Origin of the sequence: Ditibartonella apihabitans, assembly GCF_002007485.1 — a bacterium.
In the GTDB taxonomy this organism is placed as follows: Bacteria; Pseudomonadota; Alphaproteobacteria; order Rhizobiales; family Rhizobiaceae; genus Bartonella; species Bartonella apihabitans.
Window position 1 is genome coordinate 1509218 of sequence record NZ_CP015820.1, and the last position, 22284, is coordinate 1531501.

The 22284-nt window shown below is 46.9% G+C and carries 16 protein-coding genes; 2 read left to right on the forward strand and 14 right to left on the reverse strand.

Features of this window, described 5'->3' with window-relative positions:
* Nucleotides 1-30: 30 nt before the first annotated feature.
* The 13 genes from BBC0178_RS06790 to gyrA form a co-directional block, all read right to left on the reverse strand.
* Nucleotides 31-459, reverse strand: a complete 429-nt coding sequence (locus tag BBC0178_RS06790; protein WP_077971747.1) for an EamA family transporter — start codon at nt 457-459, stop codon at nt 31-33.
* A complete protein-coding gene (cobO, locus tag BBC0178_RS06795; protein WP_078039635.1) occupies nt 459-1085 on the reverse strand; it encodes a cob(I)yrinic acid a,c-diamide adenosyltransferase in 627 nt (208 codons plus the stop codon). Before cobO ends, BBC0178_RS06790 begins: the two co-directional genes overlap by 1 nt.
* Nucleotides 1064-4813, reverse strand: a complete 3750-nt coding sequence (gene cobN / locus BBC0178_RS06800; RefSeq protein WP_078039636.1) for a cobaltochelatase subunit CobN — start codon at nt 4811-4813, stop codon at nt 1064-1066. The genes cobO and cobN overlap by 22 nt, the downstream gene beginning before the upstream one ends.
* Nucleotides 4813-5880: a cobalamin biosynthesis protein CobW gene (gene cobW / locus BBC0178_RS06805; RefSeq protein ID WP_077971754.1), complete on the reverse strand. Its 1068-nt coding sequence runs from the start codon at nt 5878-5880 to the stop codon at nt 4813-4815. Before cobW ends, cobN begins: the two co-directional genes overlap by 1 nt.
* 5 nt (nt 5881-5885) lie before the next feature.
* On the reverse strand, nt 5886-6398 hold the full coding sequence (gene cobU, locus BBC0178_RS06810; protein WP_078039637.1) for a bifunctional adenosylcobinamide kinase/adenosylcobinamide-phosphate guanylyltransferase: 513 nt from the start codon (nt 6396-6398) through the stop codon (nt 5886-5888).
* A gap of 264 nt (nt 6399-6662) precedes the next feature.
* Complete coding sequence (locus tag BBC0178_RS06815) at nt 6663-8117, reverse strand: cobyric acid synthase (RefSeq protein ID WP_078040396.1); 1455 nt, start codon at nt 8115-8117, stop codon at nt 6663-6665.
* 471 nt (nt 8118-8588) lie between these two features.
* Entirely contained in the window at nt 8589-9575 is a 987-nt protein-coding gene (locus BBC0178_RS06820) for an LLM class flavin-dependent oxidoreductase (protein ID WP_077971758.1), read from the reverse strand.
* A gap of 68 nt (nt 9576-9643) precedes the next feature.
* Nucleotides 9644-10771 (reverse strand): tRNA guanosine(34) transglycosylase Tgt, encoded by a 1128-nt coding sequence (tgt, locus tag BBC0178_RS06825; RefSeq protein ID WP_078039638.1) that lies wholly within the window; start codon nt 10769-10771, stop codon nt 9644-9646.
* Between the two features lie 5 nt (nt 10772-10776).
* The gene (gene queA, locus BBC0178_RS06830; RefSeq protein WP_078039639.1) at nt 10777-11853 is read right to left on the reverse strand and encodes a tRNA preQ1(34) S-adenosylmethionine ribosyltransferase-isomerase QueA; all 1077 of its coding nucleotides are present in this window, start codon (nt 11851-11853) and stop codon (nt 10777-10779) included.
* Nucleotides 11854-12807: 954 nt separating this feature from the next.
* Entirely contained in the window at nt 12808-13320 is a 513-nt protein-coding gene (locus BBC0178_RS06835) for a peptidylprolyl isomerase (RefSeq protein ID WP_077971764.1), read from the reverse strand.
* A 10-nt stretch (nt 13321-13330) separates the two neighbouring features.
* The gene (locus BBC0178_RS06840) at nt 13331-13888 is read right to left on the reverse strand and encodes a peptidylprolyl isomerase (protein WP_078040397.1); all 558 of its coding nucleotides are present in this window, start codon (nt 13886-13888) and stop codon (nt 13331-13333) included.
* Between the two features lie 37 nt (nt 13889-13925).
* On the reverse strand, nt 13926-14420 hold the full coding sequence (gene coaD / locus BBC0178_RS06845) for a pantetheine-phosphate adenylyltransferase (RefSeq protein WP_078039640.1): 495 nt from the start codon (nt 14418-14420) through the stop codon (nt 13926-13928).
* 40 nt (nt 14421-14460) lie between these two features.
* Nucleotides 14461-17250, reverse strand: a complete 2790-nt coding sequence (gene gyrA / locus BBC0178_RS06850) for a DNA gyrase subunit A (protein ID WP_225868293.1) — start codon at nt 17248-17250, stop codon at nt 14461-14463.
* 242 nt (nt 17251-17492) lie between these two features.
* Here gyrA and BBC0178_RS06855 point away from each other — a divergent pair, with 242 nt between their 5' ends.
* Nucleotides 17493-18125 (forward strand): MarC family protein, encoded by a 633-nt coding sequence (locus tag BBC0178_RS06855; RefSeq protein WP_077973562.1) that lies wholly within the window; start codon nt 17493-17495, stop codon nt 18123-18125.
* A 425-nt stretch (nt 18126-18550) separates the two neighbouring features.
* On the opposite strand, the gene BBC0178_RS06860 is transcribed toward BBC0178_RS06855, so the two are convergent.
* On the reverse strand, nt 18551-19048 hold the full coding sequence (locus BBC0178_RS06860) for a single-stranded DNA-binding protein (RefSeq protein ID WP_078039641.1): 498 nt from the start codon (nt 19046-19048) through the stop codon (nt 18551-18553).
* A gap of 235 nt (nt 19049-19283) precedes the next feature.
* Between BBC0178_RS06860 and uvrA the strand changes: the two genes are divergently transcribed.
* Nucleotides 19284-22199 (forward strand): excinuclease ABC subunit UvrA, encoded by a 2916-nt coding sequence (gene uvrA, locus BBC0178_RS06865; RefSeq protein WP_078039642.1) that lies wholly within the window; start codon nt 19284-19286, stop codon nt 22197-22199.
* The last annotated feature ends 85 nt before the right edge of the window (nt 22200-22284 follow it).

Here is a 22284-nt window from a genome sequence, read left to right on the forward strand (position 1 = left end):
TTTTCTTAAGGCAGAAGAATTTATGCTCTTCTAAAATTTTAATGCCAGCAAAATAACGCCTGCCCCGATCAGCACGACGCCGGTCCAGTTGATGGCTGTCAGTTTTTCACCAAGAAAAGTAACGCCAAAAATGGCAACAAAGATGACTGATAATTTGTCTATCGGAGCGACATGGGAAGCATCTCCCAATTGCAGAGCGCGAAAATAGGCAAGCCATGAAGCACCCGTGGCAAGTCCTGATAAAACAAGGAAAACCCATGATTTTGCCGGAATAGCTCCCGGACGTTGCCATTGTCCGGTAATGCTTAAAAACAGACACAATGCGGCGATGATAACGATTGTTCTTATCAAAGTGGCAAAATCGGAATTGATACCGCTTATACCTACTTTTGCAAAAATCGCTGTTAAAGCCGCAAAAATTGCAGAAAGAAATGCCCAGAACTGCCAGGTTGCGGTCATCAGAATTCAATCCCCTTCTGTCCTTTTATGCCGGAACGGAACGGGTGTTTGACCAATTCCATTTCTGTCACCAGATCGGCAGCCTCAATCAATTCATTTCTTGCATTGCGACCGGTAATGATAACATGCTTCATGAAAGGTCGCTTCGATAATACATCAAGCACTTCTTCCAAAGGTAAATAATCATAGCGCAACACGATATTCAACTCGTCACAAAGCACCATATCCGTGGTGTCGTCGAGGATCATATCTTTGGCAATGTTCCATGCTTTTCGCGCTTCGGCAATGTCTTTTTCACGATCCTGCGTTTCCCATGTAAAGCCTTCACCATGGGCATAGACGCGCACCTGATCGCCAAATTTTTCAAGTGCAGTACGCTCGCCGGTTTGCCGTAATCCCTTGACAAACTGCACAACGCCAACCCTCATATTCTGGCCGAGAGCACGAAAAACCATACCGAAAGCGGCCGTTGTCTTGCCTTTGCCCTTGCCCGTATGAACAATGAGAAGGCCTTTTTCTTTGGTTTTACCGGCTTCTATTTTTTTGCGCGCGGCCTCTTTCTTTTTCATTTTTTCGGCATGACGGGCATTCAATTCCGCTTCCGTCAGCTTTTCCTTGGCGTCCATCTTATCGAGCCTTTCTGTAGTTCTTCCAGTTCAAACAAAGCAGAATTGGAGCGTGGTTTCCACAACTCTCTCCGGATCGCCTGTTCAAGTTTATGTGCCATTTCTCTTAAAGCGGCAGGGTTGTTCCCGATTAGAAAATTCCGCACCGTCTCGTCGTCGATATAGGCATTATAAATCGCCTCGAATTGTTCGTTGGATACGGCATTTGTTGTTGCCGAAAAAGCAAAGAGATAGTCGACAGTTGCAGCCATTTCGACCGCACCTTTAAAGCCGTGGCGCATAACCCCTTTTATCCATTTCGGATTAACGGCACGCCCGCGGAGTGTCCGCCCGATTTCTTCCTGCAAGGTTTTTATCATTGGCCGTTCGGGGCGCGACATATCATTGTGATAGACTTTCGGAAAAGCCCCCTGCTTATCAGCAACCGCCGAAGCCATGCCCCCTTCAAAGGCATAATATTCACCGGAATCGAGAAGATCATGTTCGCGATTATCTTGATTTTGGACAACGGCATTGATATGATGAAGCCGGCTTTCAAGCATATTTTGTGCAGCCACCCCGTCTTCCTTACCATAAGCAAAAGAAGAATGGGCAATCCACGCTTTGCCAAGGTCGTTACGGTCATTCCATTCGCCCTTGTCGAGAAGCTCCTGAACGCCGGTTCCATAAACACCCGGACGAGCGCCGAAAACACGAAAACCGGCTTCTCTTTCCGCCTCTTTTGTGCTCTTTCCGTTTTCTGTGAGCGTTTTTACATCTTTCAAATAATGCGCATGAAGCGGATTATCTTCTTCCTCTTCGTCAAGCGAGGCAACGAGACGCACCGCCTGATCGAACAAGGCGATCTGTTCGGGAAATGCATCGCGGAAGAAGCCGGAAATCCTTAACGTCACATCGACACGTGGCCGCCCGAGAACTGCTATCGGAATAACTTCAACACCGGTTACACGGCGGGATGCCGCATCCCACAAAGGCTTGACGCCGATAAGCGCCAGAGCCTGCGCAATATCATCGCCACCGGTGCGCATATTGGCGGTTCCCCAAGCGGTAAGGCCAAAAGCCTTCGGCCAATCACCGTGATCCTGCACATAGCGGATAATGAGAAGCTCGGCCGATTTTTTACCCAATTGCCAAGCCGACTGTGTGGGCACTGCCCTTGTATCAACTGAAAAAAAGTTGCGCCCTGTCGGAAATACATCGGGCCGTCCGCGTGTCGGGGCGCCGGATGGCCCCGGCTCGACAAAATGCCCGTCAAGAGCCGTTAAAAGCCCGTCAATTTCTGCCTTGCCGCAACTTAAAATCAAGGGCCGCAATGTTTCTTCAATATTTTTAAGAATTGGCGCTGTTTTCATGAAGTTTTGCGGAAGAGTGATCTTTCCCGACACCAGCGCCAGCGCCAGAAGTTCAATCCGTTCAACCGTGTCACCATTTGTGCGCCATAGGCTGTCGGTCATGCCCTTCAATATTTCAGGCTTTTCACCTTGCCATTTTTCTGAAAAAACACAATCAAGCGGGTCGAAAGCAAGTCCGAGATCATCGGCGATAGCGCGGTGTAAACTGCCATTTTCTCCCTCGCCACGGGGAACACGTGCCGTTGCAACAAGGAGATTTTCCAATTGTTCGCCAGAAGGCGCTTTGCCAAAAATATGCAGCCCGTCCCTGATTTGCAATTCTTTAAGATCACACAAAAAGGCATCAAGTTTCTCAAGTGCCAGATCATCGCTATCATGGTCTTCAATTCCGGCATCATGATTGAGACCGGTGAGCCGCACCAGATCAAGTATTTCGCCTTTGAGCTTTACGAGACGGCGCGGGTCAACGCCTGAGGCCTCATAATATTCATCAACAAGCCCTTCCAGATCTTTTAACGGGCCATAACTTTCCGCGCGTGTCAAAGGCGGGGTCAGATGGTCGATGATAACGGCTGAAGAGCGTCGTTTTGCCTGTGTTCCTTCACCGGGGTCGTTAACAATAAACGGATAGATATGCGGCATCGGTCCAAGAGCAACTTCAGGATAGCAATGGTTCGAGAGTGCTAAAGCTTTTCCCGGAAGCCATTCAAGATTGCCATGCTTACCCATATGAATAATAGCATCGGCTTTATAAACAAAACGGAGCCAGAAATAGAATGCGAGATAATGATGGGTGGGAACAATGTCGGGTGCGTGGTAGACTTGCTTTGCATCCATTCCGAATGCGCGTTCCGGCTGTAATCCGACAACCGTTTCCCCCAACATTAAAACCGGCAAAGCCAATCCATTTTGAACCACATAGGCATCATCTTCCGGCGCACCCCAGCGTGCAGTCACTTCATCTTGAATCTTTTTATCAAGCGATTGAAAGAACTTCTTGTAAAGACTCAAAGAAAGTGCTGTCCGGATTATCCGTCCCTTCACCCCTTCATTAGTTGGACCTTCAATCATCAACCGCATGAGCTCATTGCCATTTTCCGGAATATTTTCTATTTCGTAGCCTTGGCTTTTCATGGCGTTAAGCGTCACAATCATGGCTGCCGGTGTATCAAGCCCGACACCATGCCCCAAGCGGCCATCGCCACCGGGATAATTGGCCATGACAATGGCAACATGGCGCTCATGGGGCTTCTTGTTGCGCAGTCTTACCCAGTTTTTTGTAAGCTCTGCAACAAAGTCGACCCGATCTTTCAAAGGTTTATGGACGACAACATTACATTCTGTCTCGTCATCATATTCCACTGCCGATTTGAAAGACACAGCGCGGGTGAATACGCGTCCATCAACTTCCGGAAGCGCAACATTCATGGCAAGATCACGGGCAGTCAAGCCACGTCCATCTTTTTCCCATTGCTCTTTGCTGCTTCCGGCAAAAACCACCTGCAAAACCATTGCGCCGCGCTTTTCAAGGACAGTGGGTTTTCGTCCCGTATGCCCGTTTGAAACCGCAAAGCCGGTCGCATTCAATACAATATCGGGCGAAAGCCGGTCAAAAATTGAATCGACAATTGCAACGCTCAATTCATCTTTGAGACTTGAAACAAAAATTGGCAGCGCGATTAAGCCGCCTTTTTGAAGAGCGTCGATAAGTGCTTCCACGCTCGCTGTTTGCCCGCTCTGCACCAATGCACGATAAAAACAGATAGCCACAACCGGTTTATGGGTGGCATTGTGACGTTTTACGAGATCATCAACAGTTAACGGCGGGTCATCCGGTGACCAGAGACCTGCCTTCATCAAGGGGACCGCCTCGACAGGCTTTTCGTGGCGGCCTAGCAAATAATCGCAATATTCAAGAAAGGAGCGCATATTTTGCGCACTCGCTTCAATAAGATAGTGCCAAAGATTGCGGCAATCCTCTTCGGCAACAGTAGAAAATTTTTGCAAATTTTCGTCTACTTTATCGTCACCAGGCAAAACCACCAATTTGATATTTTTTTCCAGTGCCAGCGAGTGGAGAACTTGCAGGCCATAAGGCCAATAACTTTCACCACCTATCACGCGCAACACAATCAATTTCGCATATGACGCGGTTTTTTCGACATAGGTGTCAACCGACATGGGATGTGAAAGCGAAAGCAAATTGACAAGCCTCAACGAAGACGTTGTTTTCTTCAACGCGGCTTTTGCAACCGAAAGGCTTGCCAATTCCGTATCAGCTGCCGAAAGAAAAATAACGTCCGCAGGCGATTGTCCAAGATCAATCGCCTTGTCCTGTTCGGCTATGGTTCCCTTCTGGGCAAGAAGCAAATGCATCAGACATCAAGCGCTTCAATAGTTTTGCGCACCTTCTCCTCGTCGATTTCGTGAAGACCGATAACAACAAGGTGGCTTTTATGCTCTTCGTTTTTTTGCCAGGGGCGATCAAAATAGGAATCAATCCGCTGACCTACGGCTTGAACAACAAGACGCATCGGTTTTCCAACCACATTGACAAAACCTTTGAGCCTCAAAATATCATTTTCTTCGATGATCGTTTTCAACCGTTCGATTAATGCCTTGGGATCATGGATGGATGGTGCGTTAACGACAAAGCTTTTGAATTCGTCGTGGTTATGTGGAACGCCTTTCGCATGGTTCATTTCATGGTGGGATTTGCGGTTTTCAATATCGCTCTCGGTACCGACGCCAAGCCCCAATATAAGATCGGTTCCGATACTGCCGAAACTCGATGTGACCATTTGGGGAACTCTGTCGCTATGGCTCGAAATGATATTGCGCACATTATCAAGCGTGTCCTCGTCGATAAGATCAACCTTGTTGAGGACGATGAGATCAGCCGCATGAATTTGGTCTTCAAACAATTCTTCGAGCGGGCTTTCATGGGTGATCGAATTATCTTGGGCACGTTCGGCATTGATTTTGTCAATATCATCGGCAAACCGGCCTTCGGCCACCGCCGGAGCGTCAATCACGGTGATCACTCCGTCAACGGTCACCTGCGTTTTGATTTCAGGCCAATTGAAGGCTGCAACAAGCGGCTGGGGAAGTGCCAAACCTGATGTTTCGATCACAATATGATCAGGTCTATCCTCGCGCTCGAGAAGTTTGGTCATAGTCGGAATAAATTCTTCGGCAACCGTGCAACAGATGCAACCGTTATTAAGTTCAATGAGATCATCATCGTGGCAATTATCAAGACCACAGCCTTTGAGCAAACCGCCATCCACACCAAGTTCGCCGAATTCGTTAATGATGAGAGCAATGCGTTTTCCTTGCGCATTTTCCAATAAATGCCTGATCATTGTGGTTTTTCCGGAACCCAAAAATCCGGTTATGACGGTGGTTGGGATTTTGCTCTGTAAAAATTTTTGTTCCGACATCAAACTTAGCCTTTCAATTTAAGCGGCAGACCAGCCGCAACAAAAAACACCGTTTCTGCTATATTCGCAATTTTCTGGTTCATGAGACCGGCATAATCGCTGAATTCTCGCGCAAGCTTGTTGTCCGGCACAATCCCGAGTCCTACCTCGCTCGAAACAAAAACCGTTTCTACTTCAAGCTTTGCAAGACCATCAACAAGCTTTGCTATTTCTGTTTCAACGTTCCGGTGATGCTCCAATAAATTACCAAGCCAAACGCTGAGACAATCAATAAGGATGATCTTTTGTTCACTATTATGTTTTGCGATCTCGCCCATAATATCAATCGGTTCTTCAACATTGATCCAGCCGGACTTACGGCGTGAGCGATGCATATCGACCCGTTTTCCCATCTCTTCATTGAAAATTTCTGCCGTTGCGAGATAGACCGGTACTTTATTGGCAGACAACACATAATTTTCGGCAAAAACCGACTTTCCCGAACGCGTACCGCCAAGAATCAATGTTATCTTTGCCAAAAAACTCCTCCATTTACGGAATAGACATTCATCACTTTACAAAGAAAGCTGAAAACCGGCTTCATGCCTTTGATGCAGAATCAGAGTTCTTGAATGATGAGAACACAAACCGGAACCGGATTTCTAGCCCATTCTTAAATACAATAATTTGACTGACCGGCTTGAATGAAATGCCCGAATTGGGTCCACTTCCTGAAAGTCCAGTTTATTTTTCGCAACTTCTTTTGCAAAAAACCGGCTTTCTTAGAGATAGCTGCTTAAACTTTATCGTGCAAGCCGAAAAAGCGCGTTTATGTCGACAGCCTTTTCCAGTTCATCGGCAATCTTATCGAGCGCATTATCAATTTTTTCAAAATGTCCGGACGCATCCGGCTTTGCACCAAAATTTCCGATAAAATAGTGACGGAAAGCATCTGCCGAAAACAAACCATGGAGATAGGTTCCCCAAATCTTTCCATCGGGCGAGGCCGCACCGTCTTTGACATTGTTTATTTTTAAAGGGGCATGGCGACAATCGGGACCAAAGCTTTTGCCCATATGGATTTCATAGCCTGTGAGCGGAAGGCCACTTGCAAGATGAATAGCGTTGCTATTGCGCGTGAGTTTTCGTTCTCCGATCTCGGTTACCATATCAAGAAGGCCAAGCGCGTCTATTTCGATAACATTTCCTTCCAGAGAATCGGGATCCAAAATTTTCCTGCCCAGAATCTGAAAGCCGCCGCAAATACCGATCACCATACCGCCTTTTTTGGCGTGTGCGATAATCTCCCCATCCCACTTATTTTCACGAAGAGCAATCATATCCGCTATGGTCGATTTGGAACCGGGAAGGATAATAACATCGCTATCGGCTGGAAAACACTCACCCTTCCGGACAAAGACAATTTCAACATCACTTTCGTGAGCCAACGGGTCGAGATCATCAAAATTGGCAATATGGGGTAAAACCGGTACAGCTATTTTTACTTTGCCATGTTTTTTTGGCTCTCTATGTTCGAGTGCCATCGAATCTTCAGGAGGCAACAGGCTTGCCCCTTCAAGCCACGGGATTACGCCGAGGCAAGGCCAGCCGGTGAAATTCCGGATTGCTTTGATTCCATCATCAAAAAGGCTCACATCCCCGCGAAATTTATTGATGAGATAACCGCAGACCATTGCGCGGTCGTTGCGATCAAGAATTGTTGCTGTACCGACAAGTGAAGCGATCACACCACCGCGGTCAATATCGCCAATCAATACGACCGGCACATCGGCACTTCGCGCAAACCCCATATTGGCAATGTCACCATGGCGCAAATTGATTTCTGCCGGTGAACCGGCCCCCTCCACCAGCACCAAATCGGCTCTCTCCTTCAATCGGGCAAAAGATTCCATGACCCGATCGAGAAGTTCACCCTTCATTTTTTGATAATCGGCACCTTTTTTAAAACCGGAAAGCTTACCCTGTACAATGATTTGGGAACCGGTCGAACTTTGCGGTTTCAATAAAACCGGATTCATATGAACGGACGGTTTTTCATTTGCTGCAAAAGCTTGCAGCCATTGACCGCGCCCGATCTCGCCGCCATCATCGGCAACCGCAGCATTGTTCGACATATTTTGCGGTTTGAACGGCATTACCTTGATGCCCTTGCGGGAAGCCAAACGGCAAAAGCCGGCAACAAGAACTGTTTTTCCGACGTCGGAACCTGTTCCTTGAAACATCAATGCACGTGCCAAATCAATCACCCTTTACCGATAAAAAATCGCAATTTTTTTTCAAAAAAATAGCGATTTTCATACTTCATTAAGTGTTCGCTAACCCGTGATTAACATTGTTGATCTACAAAGGCTCCAGAAACAAAAACACTTTGTTTCTCTCTGGATCAGGTAGTGCGTACCAGAGGTGTAATTCCGGACACGTGTATGAGTATCGTCCGGAAAATGCGTAAGATAAAACTGCGTAAACGGGCCACCGCTTGCGCAGTTTTACGCATTTCTAGCCTGCTTTACGGGTTGAGAAAAGATGACTTTCCGGTTCTTCCACATCTTTTCAGAAAACGGCGCATAGATAGCTCTGTAAGACAGCTTCAACCCAAATAAAAACGCCGGCTGTGCATTTTGGAAATAAATGATTTTAACCCCACAAATCCACGACCATTAGCGCTCGGTTATTGAGGGCTCTACCGCTTGCTCATAGAGTAGTTAAAATCATAAATCTTTAATGATTCGAGCAAGAAGCGTGAATGAATCCATGCGTTTTTTATTATCCCAAATCGGGCTCGTAACAATCAACTCGTCGGCATTCGTATCGGCTATCAGTTTTTTCAGTCCTTGCTCGACTGTTTCAGATGAGCCAACGACAGAGCAGGACAAAGATTGCTCAAGCACCAAGCGGTGATTGAAAGGCAGATTGTCAACATAATTCATGACCGGTTTTGGTAATGGACCGGCACGCCCTGTCCGTAAATTGACAAAGGATTGTTGTTGGGAAGAAAATAGAAACTTTGCTTCGTCATCCGTTTCAGCAACCACAACATTTGCCGCAACCATTGCAACGGGCTTATCCAGATATTCCGACGGTTGGAAATTATCGCGGTAAACTTTGAGCGCGCGATAAAGCTCGGCCGGTGCAAAATGCGAGGCAAACGAATAAGGCAAACCCAGAACTGCCGCAAGCTGCGCCCCATAAAGGCTCGACCCCAAAATCCAGACCGGTACGTGCAAACCCGCTCCCGGAACTGCCCGCAATTGTTGCTGAGGCTCGGCATCTTTAAAATAATCAAGCAATTCGACAACATCGCGGGGATAATCATTCGGGTTGCTATCAAGCGAACGCCTCAAGGCTCTGGCTGTCATCTGGTCTGTGCCCGGAGCACGACCTAATCCGAGTTCAACCCTGTTCGGATAGAGTGCTTCAAGAGTGCCGAATTGTTCGGCAATAACGAGCGGAGAATGGTTGGGAAGCATAACGCCGCCCGCACCAACAACGATTTTATTGGTCGAGGCAAGAATCTGCCCCATTACAACCGCCGTTGCAGCGCTTGCAATGCCGGTCATATTGTGATGTTCGGCATACCAGATACGAGGAAACCCTAGCTCATCCACATGTTTGGCAAGAGCTATTGAATTTTTTAACGCCTGGGCAACCGAACTTCCCTCAGGCACGGGGCATAGATCAAGGACAGATATTTTCATTTTTTAAATATAGGAACTCTGAAAATGAATACAACGAGAGAAATTCAATTGAGTAGAGCTTTTTTAAATCAATCTGCTCTATCGCCCCTATTCCACTCTTCTGTGACTTCGGCTACGAAATCGGCATAACGATGTGCTTCGATTGCATCTCTGATACCTTGCATCAATTGCTGGTAAAAAGCGAGATTGTTCCACGTAATCACCATTCCGGCCAATGGTTCACCCGCTTTTACGAGATGATGAAGATAAGCACGGCTATAATCCCGTGCTGCCGGACAGGAAGATTGAGGATCTAGCGGGCGCGGGTCTTCGGCATGTTTTGCATTTCTCAAATTAATTTTACCAAATCTGGTGAAAGCCAAACCATGTCGGCCTGCCCTTGTCGGCATGACACAATCGAACATATCAACGCCATGGGCCACACTTTTCAAAATATCATCAGGTGTACCAACCCCCATCAGATAACGCGGTTTATCTTGCGGCAAAATCGAGCAGGTCACATCAAGCATATCCATCATCACATTTTGCGGCTCACCTACCGCCAGGCCACCAATGGAATAGCCTTTCAAATCAAGATCCTTCAAAGCATGAGCCGACCGTTCCCGCAAACTTGCATTATCCCCACCCTGAACGATGCCGAACATTGCTTTTCCCGGCTGATCTCCAAAAGCCGTTTTGCAACGTTCTGCCCAGCGTAAAGACAATTCCATTGCCTTTTCCATTTCTTTGAATGATGCAGGTAAGGCAACGCATTGGTCGAGTTGCATCTGGATGTCGGAATCAAGAAGGCACTGTATTTCGATCGACCGTTCCGGTGTCAGCTCATAACGCGCACCATCAATATGCGATTGGAAGGTCACGCCCTTTTCGGTCAATTTCCTAAGCCCTGCAAGCGACATAACCTGAAACCCGCCGGAGTCAGTCAAAATGGGCTTTGGCCAACGTGCAAAAACATGAAGGCCGCCAAGCCTTGCAATACGTTCTGCACCGGGGCGCAACATCAGGTGATAAGTATTGCCGAGTATAATATCCGCACCAAGTTCTTCAACCTGCTCCATATACATTGCCTTCACCGAACCGGCGGTTCCTACCGGCATAAAAGCAGGTGTGCGGACTTTGCCGCGCGGCATTGTAATTTCGCCACGCCGCGCGTGACCATCTTCAGTAATTTTTTTGAAGGTGAAGGTTTCGCTCATTGTTCCTAATCTTTTCGTTCCAGAAAACTTGTATCGCCATAAGAATAAAAACGATAGCCTGTTTCTATAGCATGTTGGTAGGCGTGTTTCATTTCATCAAGCCCGCTAAAAGCCGATACAAGCATGAATAATGTCGAGCGCGGCAAATGGAAATTGGTCATCAGGCAATCGACAAAACGGAAATGATAACCCGGTGTTATGAAAATATCGGTCGAACCGGCCCATGCATCAAGTTGCCCGTTTTCATCCGCAGCACTTTCCAGAAGTCGCATTGCCGTTGTGCCAACAGCTATCACTCTGTTGCCACGTTTTTTGACAGCCATTAATGCATCTGCCGTTTGTTGATCTATATGGCCAATTTCGGAATGCATTTTATGGTCTTTTGTATCATCAACTTTGACAGGTAAAAATGTGCCTGCCCCGACATGGAGCGTTACAAAGTATTCTTCAACACCCCGATCTTTGATTTGCTGCATCAAATCCTTTGTAAAGTGAAGACCGGCAGTTGGCGCGGCAACCGCACCTTCTTCGCGGGCATAAACTGTCTGGTAATCGGTTTCGTCGCGCTTATCCTCGCCCCGTTTCAAAGCAATATAGGGTGGCAAAGGCATGTGGCCGATGAGAGCGATTTCACGATCAAGCTCTGCTCCCGATTTATCAAATTCCAACAGCATCTCGCCGTTTTCGCCTTTTTCGCGAACTGTGGCAACAAGCTTGTTGTCATCGCCAAGGCTTCTATCCTGCTTGTTGAACACAATTGTTTCGCCAATTTTTAAACGTTTGGCCGGACGAACAAAAGCAAGCCACTCATTGGGGCTTACGCGTTTATGAAGTGTTGCGCCAATGTGGGCAATAGCGGCACCGCGACGCCGTTCTCCCTGTAGTTGGGCCTTTATAACCTTGGTGTCATTGAAAACCAGCGCATCACCTTTTTTGAGAAGTGAGGGTAAATCACGCACATGCAAATCTTCAAGACACCCCCCTTTTCCGACATGTAAAAGACGGGCACTTTCTCGCGGCACAGCAGGTCGCAAAGCAATTTGTTTTTCAGGTAACTCGAAATCAAAAAGATCAACTTGCATTAGAGCGCACGCACATTCAAAAATCGGACAAGCGGATAAGGCTTGTCGCACTGTTATATCTGATAAAAAGACCAACCTCTATGGAGGCCTTGCCAAGGATACTTGGTAATAGTTTTTTACTAAAGCATTTTCCGAAAAGTGTGAAGCGGTTTTCGGAATCAAAAATGCGTTGCTAAAAACGCATTTTCCGAAAAGTGTGAAGCGGTTTTCGGAATCAAAAATGCGTTGCTAAAAACGCATTTTCCGAAAAGTGTGAAGCGGTTTTCGGGATTAAAATGCGCTGCTAAAACCAATTTTTTCGAAAAGTGTGAAGCGGTTTTGTAGGGCTAGTCATTTGTCACAGAGTGTCTTCAAAAAAGGAATGCGGATATAACGCGATTTTTCGGGCTAAAAATCGTGTTTTTATCAAGTGTTTCTGTCAAAACACTAAAAGGGCATTTCAACTTCCACAGGTAAGTTAGCGTCAAGTTCGGATTAAAATGAAAAATGGCGGAGGCTTTCGGAAAACATCAGGAAATGCATTGAAGCCGGATATATTCTAGTCAGGTTATTCGGGAGCTTTCCCTGCAATAAACCGAATGAATATCAGCATATTTTACATAAGAAAAATAATGAAAATCCGGTTTTTTGCGCCGCGCAAAATCACTTTTACATTTAAGCTTTTTAGTGCCAATTAGCCGTTCGTTCCCGATGCCAAACATCTTATAAAGGGGTGATCTGAACGATATAAAAAAATATCGACAAAAACTTTTTACATTAAATTCAAATCGTTAAATGCCAAACATGAATCATTTTGTGAAGATTATATCGCTGCTGTTTCTATAGAGATACAAACTTCTATCTGCCGGAATTTCACGTTTTAAAAAAACAAAAGGTGTCCCGAATTTTATCAGAACACCTTTTTTGAAGTTTCATAAATCAAAGCTTCCGAACAACTGTGTCGAGCCTTGAAAATTATTTTTTATCCGCAGCGATTGTTGCTTTAACAATGCTGTCAGGATCGCTAACAGGCTCGCCTTTTTTGAGCTTGTCGACATTTTCCATGCCTTCAATGACCTGTCCCCAAACCGTATATTGCCGATTGAGCCACGGAGCATCCTCGAAACAGATAAAGAACTGGGAATTTGCCGAATTCGGATTTTGACTGCGTGCCATAGAGGCAGTACCGCGCTTATGTGGCACATTGGAAAACTCGGCTTTAAGATCGGGCTTGTCGGATCCGCCCATACCTGCTCGCGCTGCATTGAATTTCTTGCCACCCTTTTTGCCAAATTCGACATCGCCGGTCTGTGCCATAAAGCCGTCTATCACGCGGTGAAAAACCACGTTGTCATAAGCACCTTCACGGGTTAATTCTTTAATTCTCTTGACATGTTCGGGTGCAACATCAGGCAATAATTCTATAACCACATCGCCCTTTGTCGTTTCCAATATCAGAGTATTTTCCGGATCTTTAATCTCAGCCATTTCTTTTCCTTTATTTTGTAGCCTCTATACGTGCTTTTATAATGACGTCGGGATCAGCAACCGAACCGTTATTATCTGCCCGCCCTTTTTTGATTTTATCAACGACATCCATGCCTTTTACCACTTCACCAACAACCGTGTATTGGCCATTGAGGAAAGACGCATCATCAAAACAGATGAAGAACTGGGAATTGGCCGAATTCGGGTCTTGCGAACGTGCCATTCCGACTGTGCCGCGTTTGAAGGGGACTTTGGAAAATTCTGCTGCAAGGTCGGGATATTGTGACCCACCCATGCCGGCGCGGCGAATATTGAATTCAGAGCTGCCTTTTTTGCCGAATTTTACATCGCCGGTCTGCGCCATAAAGCCCGGAATAACCCGATGGAAGACAACATTATCATAAGCACCTTCTTTGGTGAGCTTTTCAATTTGCGCAACATGTTTGGGAGCAAGATCAGGCCGCAACCGGATTGTTACATCACCATCTTTCAGTGTTAATACCAGATTTTCTCCACCTGCAGCAAAAGCCACGGGAGCAAGCGAAAAAAGTGCAAACAGAACGGCCATAATGCCCAAAAGTTTACGAACCAAGATCTTTCTCCATTTATGATTTGAATTTTTTTGTTAACGCCAATGCAACATTCTCAGGAACAAAGGGCGAAACATCCCCCCTCATCAATGCAATTTGACGAACAAGAGTAGCAGAAATTGAACGAACCGCATCGGCTGCCGGCAAGAACAATGTCTGTATTTCAGGTGCCAACGCCCTGTTCATGCCGGCAAGTTGCATTTCATAGTTAAAATCCGTGCAATCACGCAAACCGCGTATAATAAAATTTGCGCCGATCTCGCGTGCTTTATCAACCAGCAGATTGTCGAAGGAAATAACTTCCAAACGCTTTTCTGTGTCTCTCAGAACAGTCTTCACGACCGCTTCGATAAGCTTTTTACGTTCTTCGAACGTAAAAAGCGGAGCTTTGCTCGGGTGGATGCCGATAGCAACAACAACCTTGTCCGCCACTGAAAATGCACCGCGCAAAACGTCAAGATGGCCATTGGTAATCGGGTCGAACGAACCAGCAAAAATTGCTACATTCATGTTTCACCTCCCGTCAGCCATCCTGATATGACCTGATTATTCAATCATCCGTTTGCGTATCAGCATTGCCTGACGAACCGTTGTCATCATTCGCCACAGTTTCGTCAACGTCACTGTCATCTTCCGATTCAGAGATACGTTCAACCGAAACAACTTTTTCGTTTTCGGCTGTATCGAAAATCGTGACACCTTTTGTCGAACGTCCTGCAATGCGAATTCCTGCCACCGGAACGCGGATGAGTTTTCCTCCATCCGAAACAAGCATGATCTGATCACTTTCCTCAACAGGGAAAGCCGCAACCAGCTTGCCGATTTCGGCCGTCTTTGAAGGATCTGTCGCTCTTATTCCTTTGCCACCACGACCGGAAATTCTGAATTCGTAGGATGAAGAACGTTTGCCATAACCGAACTCGCTTACAGTCAACAACATCTGTTCATGTTGAGAAAGTTCATTATAACGTGCTTCGCTAAGCTCGGCATCGCCTGTTGCTTCTTCCTCGTCACTGATTGTCACATCATCGCTATCGTTACCGGCTGCACGGCGTTCGGCAACGGCACGTTTGAGATAGGCCGAGCGTTCGGCTGGCGTTGCTTCGACATGCTCCAGAATAGCCATTGAAATGACTTTATCACCTTCACCGAGATTGATACCGCGCACGCCAATGGAATTTCTACCGGCAAAGACACGAACATCGGAAACGGCAAAACGGATACATTGACCGTCAGCAGTGGTCAAAACCACATCGTCATTTTCTGTGCAGGTATCGACCGATAGAATTTCATCTTCATCATCGTCGAATTTCATTGCAATTTTACCATTGCGGTTAACTTGTACAAAGTCGGAAAGCTTGTTTCGACGCACAGTGCCACGTGTTGTCGCAAACATGACATCAAGTTCGCTCCAGCTTTCCTCGTCCTCCGGCAATGGCATGATTGTGGTGATGCGTTCACCCTGCTGCAACGGCAGAAGATTGATGAGCGCTTTGCCACGCGATTGAGGCGTACCAACCGGCAAACGCCATACTTTTTCTTTGTAAACAATGCCACGTGAAGAGAAGAACAGAACCGGCGCATGCGTATTGGCAACAAACAGACGGGTTACAAAATCCTCGTCCTTTGTTGTCATGCCGGAGCGGCCTTTACCACCGCGATGTTGCGCCCGATAAGTATTGAGCGGAACGCGCTTGATATAGCCGCTATGACTTACAGTGACGACCATTTCCTCACGCGCAATGAGGTCTTCGTCATCCATTTCGGCGCCACCGGAGCCGAATGATGTAAGACGAGGTGTGGCAAATTCATTGCGAACGGCCATCAATTCGTCTTTGACAATCGTCAAGACGCGCAAACGAGACCCAAGAATATCAAGATAATCGGTAATTTCCGCGCCAATTTTATTGAGTTCATCGGCAATCTCGTCGCGCCCCAAAGCTGTCAGGCGTTGCAGCCGCAAGTCAAGAATGGCACGTGCCTGTTCTTCCGAAAGATTATAGGTATTATCTTCATGAATAATGTGACGAGGGTCATCAATCAATTCGATAAGATGGCGAACTTCTGTAGCCGGCCAGCGGCGTGTCATCAACTGGTCACGCGCGGTTTGCGGGTCCGTTGCATTACGGATAAGCTGGATGACTTCGTCAATATTGGCAACAGCAATTGCCAGACCAACCAAAACATGGGCACGTTCACGTGCTTTGCGCAGTAAAAACTTGGTACGCCGTGTAACAACTTCTTCACGGAACAGAACAAAGGCCTTGAGCATATCAAGGAGAGTCATCTGTTCAGGCTTACCGCCATTCAATGCCACCATATTGCAGCCGAAAGAGGTTTGCAAAGGCGTGTAGCGATAAAGCTGGTTCAAAACGACATCGGCAACGGCATCACGCTTCAGCTCGATCACAACGCGATAGCCTTCACGATCGGATTCATCACGTAAGTCCGAAATGCCTTCAATCCGTTTTTCGCGTACAAGCTCGGCAATTTTTTCAACCATTGTCGCTTTATTCACCTGATAGGGAATTTCAGTAACAACGATGGCCTGCCGGTCATTGCGGATTTCTTCAATATCGACTTTGGCGCGCATAATGAGCGAACCACGTCCGGTTTCATAAGCCGAACGAATGCCTGCTCGACCGAGAATAATCCCGCCAGTCGGAAAATCCGGCCCCGGTATGATCTTGAGCATTTCGTCAAGTGTTATGGCCGGATTATCAATGAGAGCGACACAACCATCGACAATTTCGCCAAGATTGTGCGGCGGAATATTGGTGGCCATACCGACCGCAATACCACCCGAACCATTCACCAGAAGATTTGGAAAACGAGCCGGAAGAACAATCGGTTCCTGCTCGCGGCCATCATAGTTATCCTGAAAATCGACAGTCTCTTTGTCAATGTCATAAAGCAGACTATCGGAAACTTTTTCCAACCGACATTCGGTGTAACGCATAGCTGCCGGCGGATCACCGTCAATCGACCCGAAGTTCCCCTGCCCGTCAATAAGCGGAACGCGCAGCGAAAAATTCTGCGCCATGCGCACCAGCGCATCATAGATAGATGAATCGCCATGCGGGTGGAATTTACCCATCACCTCGCCGACAACACCGGCAGATTTACGATAAGGCTTGTTATAAGAAAGCCCCATCTGGTTCATTGCATAGAGAATGCGTCGATGAACCGGCTTCATACCGTCGCGAACATCAGGCAGCGCACGCGATACGATGACGCTCATCGCATAATCGAGGTAAGAGCGCTCCATTTCCTCTACAATATTGACCGGTTCAATACCGTTCGGATTTCCTGAATCTGGTGGTACAATTTGATCGTTCACGGTTATATAACTTCCTTAATAGAATCAGCCCTTCCTTTATAACGAAAAATGCCCCGAAAAGCCAATTTCTCTTGCCCTTCCATGCATGGATTTGGCTATTATTTTCAGTGTGTTAGTTAGCCACAAGAAAAATCGGTGGATGACTTTATGGTGAATTTGTGCCATGAGAGCTGAAATGAATGTTTTCAACAGCCCCTGATTTTGGCACATACCGAATGATGGCGCACCAAGGAGTAACAATCATGTTTGACGCAGGTTTGTTGCTAAATGCGTTTATCACATTACTGGTTACAATTGACCCTGTAGGTCTCGTGCCGATTTTCTTAGGCCTCACGCGTGACATGACGCATATGGAACGCAAGTCCACAGCCATTGCCGCGTCTGTCATTTCTTACGTTATTCTGCTCGCTTTCGCACTTATCGGCGGCGCAATATTGGAAGGTTTGGGTATTTCGCTCGGTGCATTCCAGATTGCCGGCGGTATTTTATTGTTTGCGATTGCTTTCGAGATGATTTTTGAAAAACGTTCGGCAAGAAAACAGAAATCTGTCAAAACCGCCGTCACCAAAGATCATATTCACAATATTGCAGCCTTCCCGCTTGCTATACCGATGATCGCTGGACCCGGCGCGATCTCGGCCACCATTCTGATGGCGAGCAAAAACCCCGGATTCGTCGGCACTCTGGTTTCCTGTTTTGTTATTCTGATTTCGGTGATTGTCTGTTATGGCTTCATGCTTCTTGCCCACCCGATTGACCGACTTTTAGGTGAAACGGGCAGAACAATACTAACCCGCCTCTTCGGTGTCATCCTTGCGGCATTGGCGGTTCAATTCGTTGCCAACGGAATTTTGGCTCTCTTCCATATTGTGTGAAACCGCATCGCCACCAAACGCCTTTTCGCGCATCATTTCAGGATTGTTGCGCATGTGGCTGGTTGCCGCTCCAATTTTCATGAAAAACTGCCGGACACGCCCGAAACAAAGACATGTTCAAAACACTTTGGAAAACACGAGTGACAATCCGGCAAGACAGCTCCGGAATAGGCTATACATCCAGCCAATCTTACATATTGGAATATCGGCTTTATTTTCTATGGCAAGACGTCTTACGAATAAAAGTTGCAGCCTGATAAAAACTCCCTGCTTCACTTATTCCCAAAAGCTGCGATTCGCTTGAAAACAATGAAAACGGGGAGCTTTTTCAATTTTTTGAGTTAGGCAAATGAGGTTCAAGGAACATCACGACAATGCATTAAATGGCAATCGCAACTCAAGATGACCGTTCAAAAACCAGAGCCTCAAAACGGAACATCGTCATCAAGCTGACGCGAAAAATTGCTTCCTGACTGATTGTTTCCGCCCTGATCGGAATTGCCGTAGCCGCCGCCAAAGCCGCCCGAACCGGATTGATCGCTCACCTGCTGACGGCTGCCGCCAGCCTCGCCGCGGCTATCAAGCATTTGCAATTCACCGCGATATTTTTGCAAAACAATCTCGGTTGTGTAACGGTCGTTACCGTTCTGATCCTGCCATTTGCGGGTTTGCAACTGCCCCTCGATATAAACCTTCGCTCCTTTTTTAAGATATTGCTCGACAACCTTGACCAGATTTTCGTTAAAAATGACAACGCTGTGCCATTCTGTCCGCTCGCGACGCTCGCCTGTATTACGGTCACGCCACGTATCCGACGTTGCAATGCGCAAACTTGCCACTTGATCGCCAGAATTCATCCTGCGAATTTCCGGATCTGCACCGAGATTACCAATCAGAATGACCTTGTTAACACTGCCTGCCATTATAAAAACTCCAAACCACGCGGCAAAAAGCCGAAATTGAATGCTAAAGCTTAATTTGCCACCATATAATCTATTTTCACGCTTGGGGCAAAAAAGCCTGTTTTATTCGTCCGATTTCCACAGAACTTCTTTTTCTGTTATTTGGTTAGGCCAAATCTTACCATTGCAATTTTCGACCATCTCACCTATTTGAAAGCGAGTGTTCCATTTTTGTTCTTTCCCCGCAAGGCCAAATATGTCCGATCAGAAATATATTTCAATACGTGGTGCCCGCCAACATAATCTAAAGAACATTGATCTTGATTTGCCGCGAGACAAATTGATTGTCATGACAGGTCTTTCGGGATCGGGTAAATCCTCGCTTGCTTTCGATACGATCTATGCCGAAGGGCAAAGGCGATATGTTGAAAGCCTTTCAGCCTATGCCAGACAATTTCTGGAAATGATGCAAAAACCGGATGTTGACCAGATTGACGGTCTCTCTCCGGCGATTTCCATTGAACAAAAGACCACGAGTCGAAACCCGCGTTCAACTGTCGGCACGGTGACAGAAATTCACGATTATATGCGCTTGTTGTTTGCGCGGGTCGGTGTGCCCTATTCACCGGTGACAGGATTGCCGATTGAAAGCCAGACCGTAAGCCAGATGGTTGATCGAGTTCTGGCGCTTCCTGAAGGAACACGACTTTATATTCTGGCTCCGCTCGTACGCGGACGCAAAGGTGAATATAAAAAGGAAATGGCTGATCTCCTTAAAAAAGGTTTTCAGCGTGTCAAAATTGACGGCGTTTTTTACGAGATTGCCGATGTTCCGGAACTCGATAAAAAATACAAACACGATATTGATGTTGTCGTAGACCGCCTTGTCGTAAAACCCGACATTTCTGCCCGTCTTGCTGATAGTCTTGAAACCTGTCTTCATCTCGCTGACGGATTGGCCGTTGCCGAACTTGCCGATAAACCGCTTCCGAAAGAACAGACAGCCGGTGGTTCGGCCAATAAATCGAAAAATGATACGCATGAACGTCTACTATTTTCCGAAAAGTTTGCCTGTCCCGTTTCGGGCTTTACCATTCCGGAAATAGAGCCACGGCTTTTTTCTTTTAACAATCCGTTCGGTGCTTGCCCGACCTGTGATGGTTTGGGGTCGCTACAGGCAATTGATCCGGCAATGGTGGTTCCTGACGAAAATTTGTCTTTGAAAGCAGGTGCTATTGCTCCTTGGTCAAAATCCTCTTCGCCCTACTATAATCAGACACTTGAAGCGCTTGGGAAAGCATATCATTTCAAGCTTACAGACAAATGGAAAGACCTTTCCCAGGAAGCCCGTCATGCTATCCTTTATGGCACCGGCAAGAAAGAAGTGACATTTACTTATCACGACGGTATGCGCTCCTATTCTGCGACAAAAAGTTTTGAAGGTGTCATCCCGAATATGGAACGGCGCTGGAAAGAAACCGATTCTGCCTGGTCACGCGAGGAAATTGAACGTTATATGTCATCTTCCCCTTGTCCGGCATGTAAAGGCTATCGGTTGAAGCCGGAAGCTCTGGCTGTAAAAATCAATAAACTTCATATTGGTGAAGTGTCCGAAATGTCGATTTCCAAAGCCGATAAATGGTTTCAGGAAGTTGACAAAACCTTCAATGAAAAACAAAAGAATATTGCTTCACGCATTTTGAAAGAAATTCGCGACCGTTTGAAATTTCTGAACGATGTCGGGCTTGAATATCTTACTCTGGCGCGCGCCTCCGGCACGTTATCCGGCGGTGAAAGCCAGCGCATCCGGCTTGCTTCTCAAATCGGCTCAGGGCTAACCGGTGTTCTTTATGTTCTCGATGAACCGTCTATTGGATTGCACCAGCGCGATAACGCACGTCTTCTTGAAACGCTTAAACATTTACGTGATCTCGGCAATACAGTTATTGTTGTCGAACATGATGAAGATGCCATTCTGACTGCTGATTATGTTGTCGATATCGGTCCGGCTGCCGGTGTTAATGGCGGTAAAGTCGTCGCGCAAGGAACGCCAAAAGATATTATGGACGATCCGGCCTCACTCACTGGCCAATATCTTTCAGGAAAAATGTTCGTTCCCGTACCTGCAGAGCGCCGCAAAATTTCCAAGACAAAGAAATTGCGTGTTGTGGGGGCGAGAGGCAACAATTTAAAGAATATTACAGCCGATATTCCATTGGGAACATTTACCTGTGTCACTGGTGTTTCGGGCGGTGGCAAATCGACATTCCTCATCGAGACGCTTTTTAAGGCAGCCTCGCGGCGCATCATGGGAAGCCGTGAACATCCGGCCGAACATGATCGAATTGAGGGGCTCGAATATCTCGACAAGGTTATTGATATTGACCAATCCCCGATCGGGCGCACTCCGCGTTCGAATCCGGCAACTTATACCGGTGCTTTCACGCCAATACGTGATTGGTTTGCCGGTTTGCCGGAAGCAAAAGCCCGCGGTTATCAGGCAGGACGTTTTTCATTCAATGTCAAGGGCGGGCGCTGTGAAGCCTGTCAGGGCGACGGCGTCATAAAAATCGAAATGCACTTTTTGCCGGATGTCTATGTGACCTGCGATGTCTGTCACGGCAAACGCTATAATCGCGAAACGCTGGAAGTTACCTATAAAGGCAAATCCATTGCCGATGTCCTTGATATGACCGTCGATGAAGCGGCAGAGTTTTTTCAGGCAGTTCCTGCCATTCGCGACAAGATGGATACTTTGGTCAAGGTCGGGCTTGGCTATGTCAAGGTCGGGCAACAGGCGACCACCCTTTCCGGTGGTGAAGCGCAACGCGTAAAACTCGCCAAGGAACTGGCACGCAAGGCAACCGGCCGGACACTTTATATTCTGGATGAACCGACGACGGGCCTTCACTTCCATGATGTCGCAAAACTTCTTGAAGTGCTGCATGAACTTGTCGATCAGGGAAATACTGTCGCTGTTATCGAGCACAATCTTGAAGTGATCAAGACCGCCGACTGGATCATCGATCTTGGACCGGAAGGTGGCGATGGCGGCGGCGAAATCGTTGCTGTCGGCCGTCCTGAAGATATTGTGAAAGTCGAGCGCTCTTACACCGGACAGTTCCTGAAAGAACTTCTGGAACGCAGGCCAACGAAAAAAGCAATGTCGTAACGGCTTAGTCAAACAAAACGCATTCGGGAAAAATTATAAAAAGGCGGGGCTTTCAAAGTTTCGCCTTTTTTGAAATTTTTGAGGG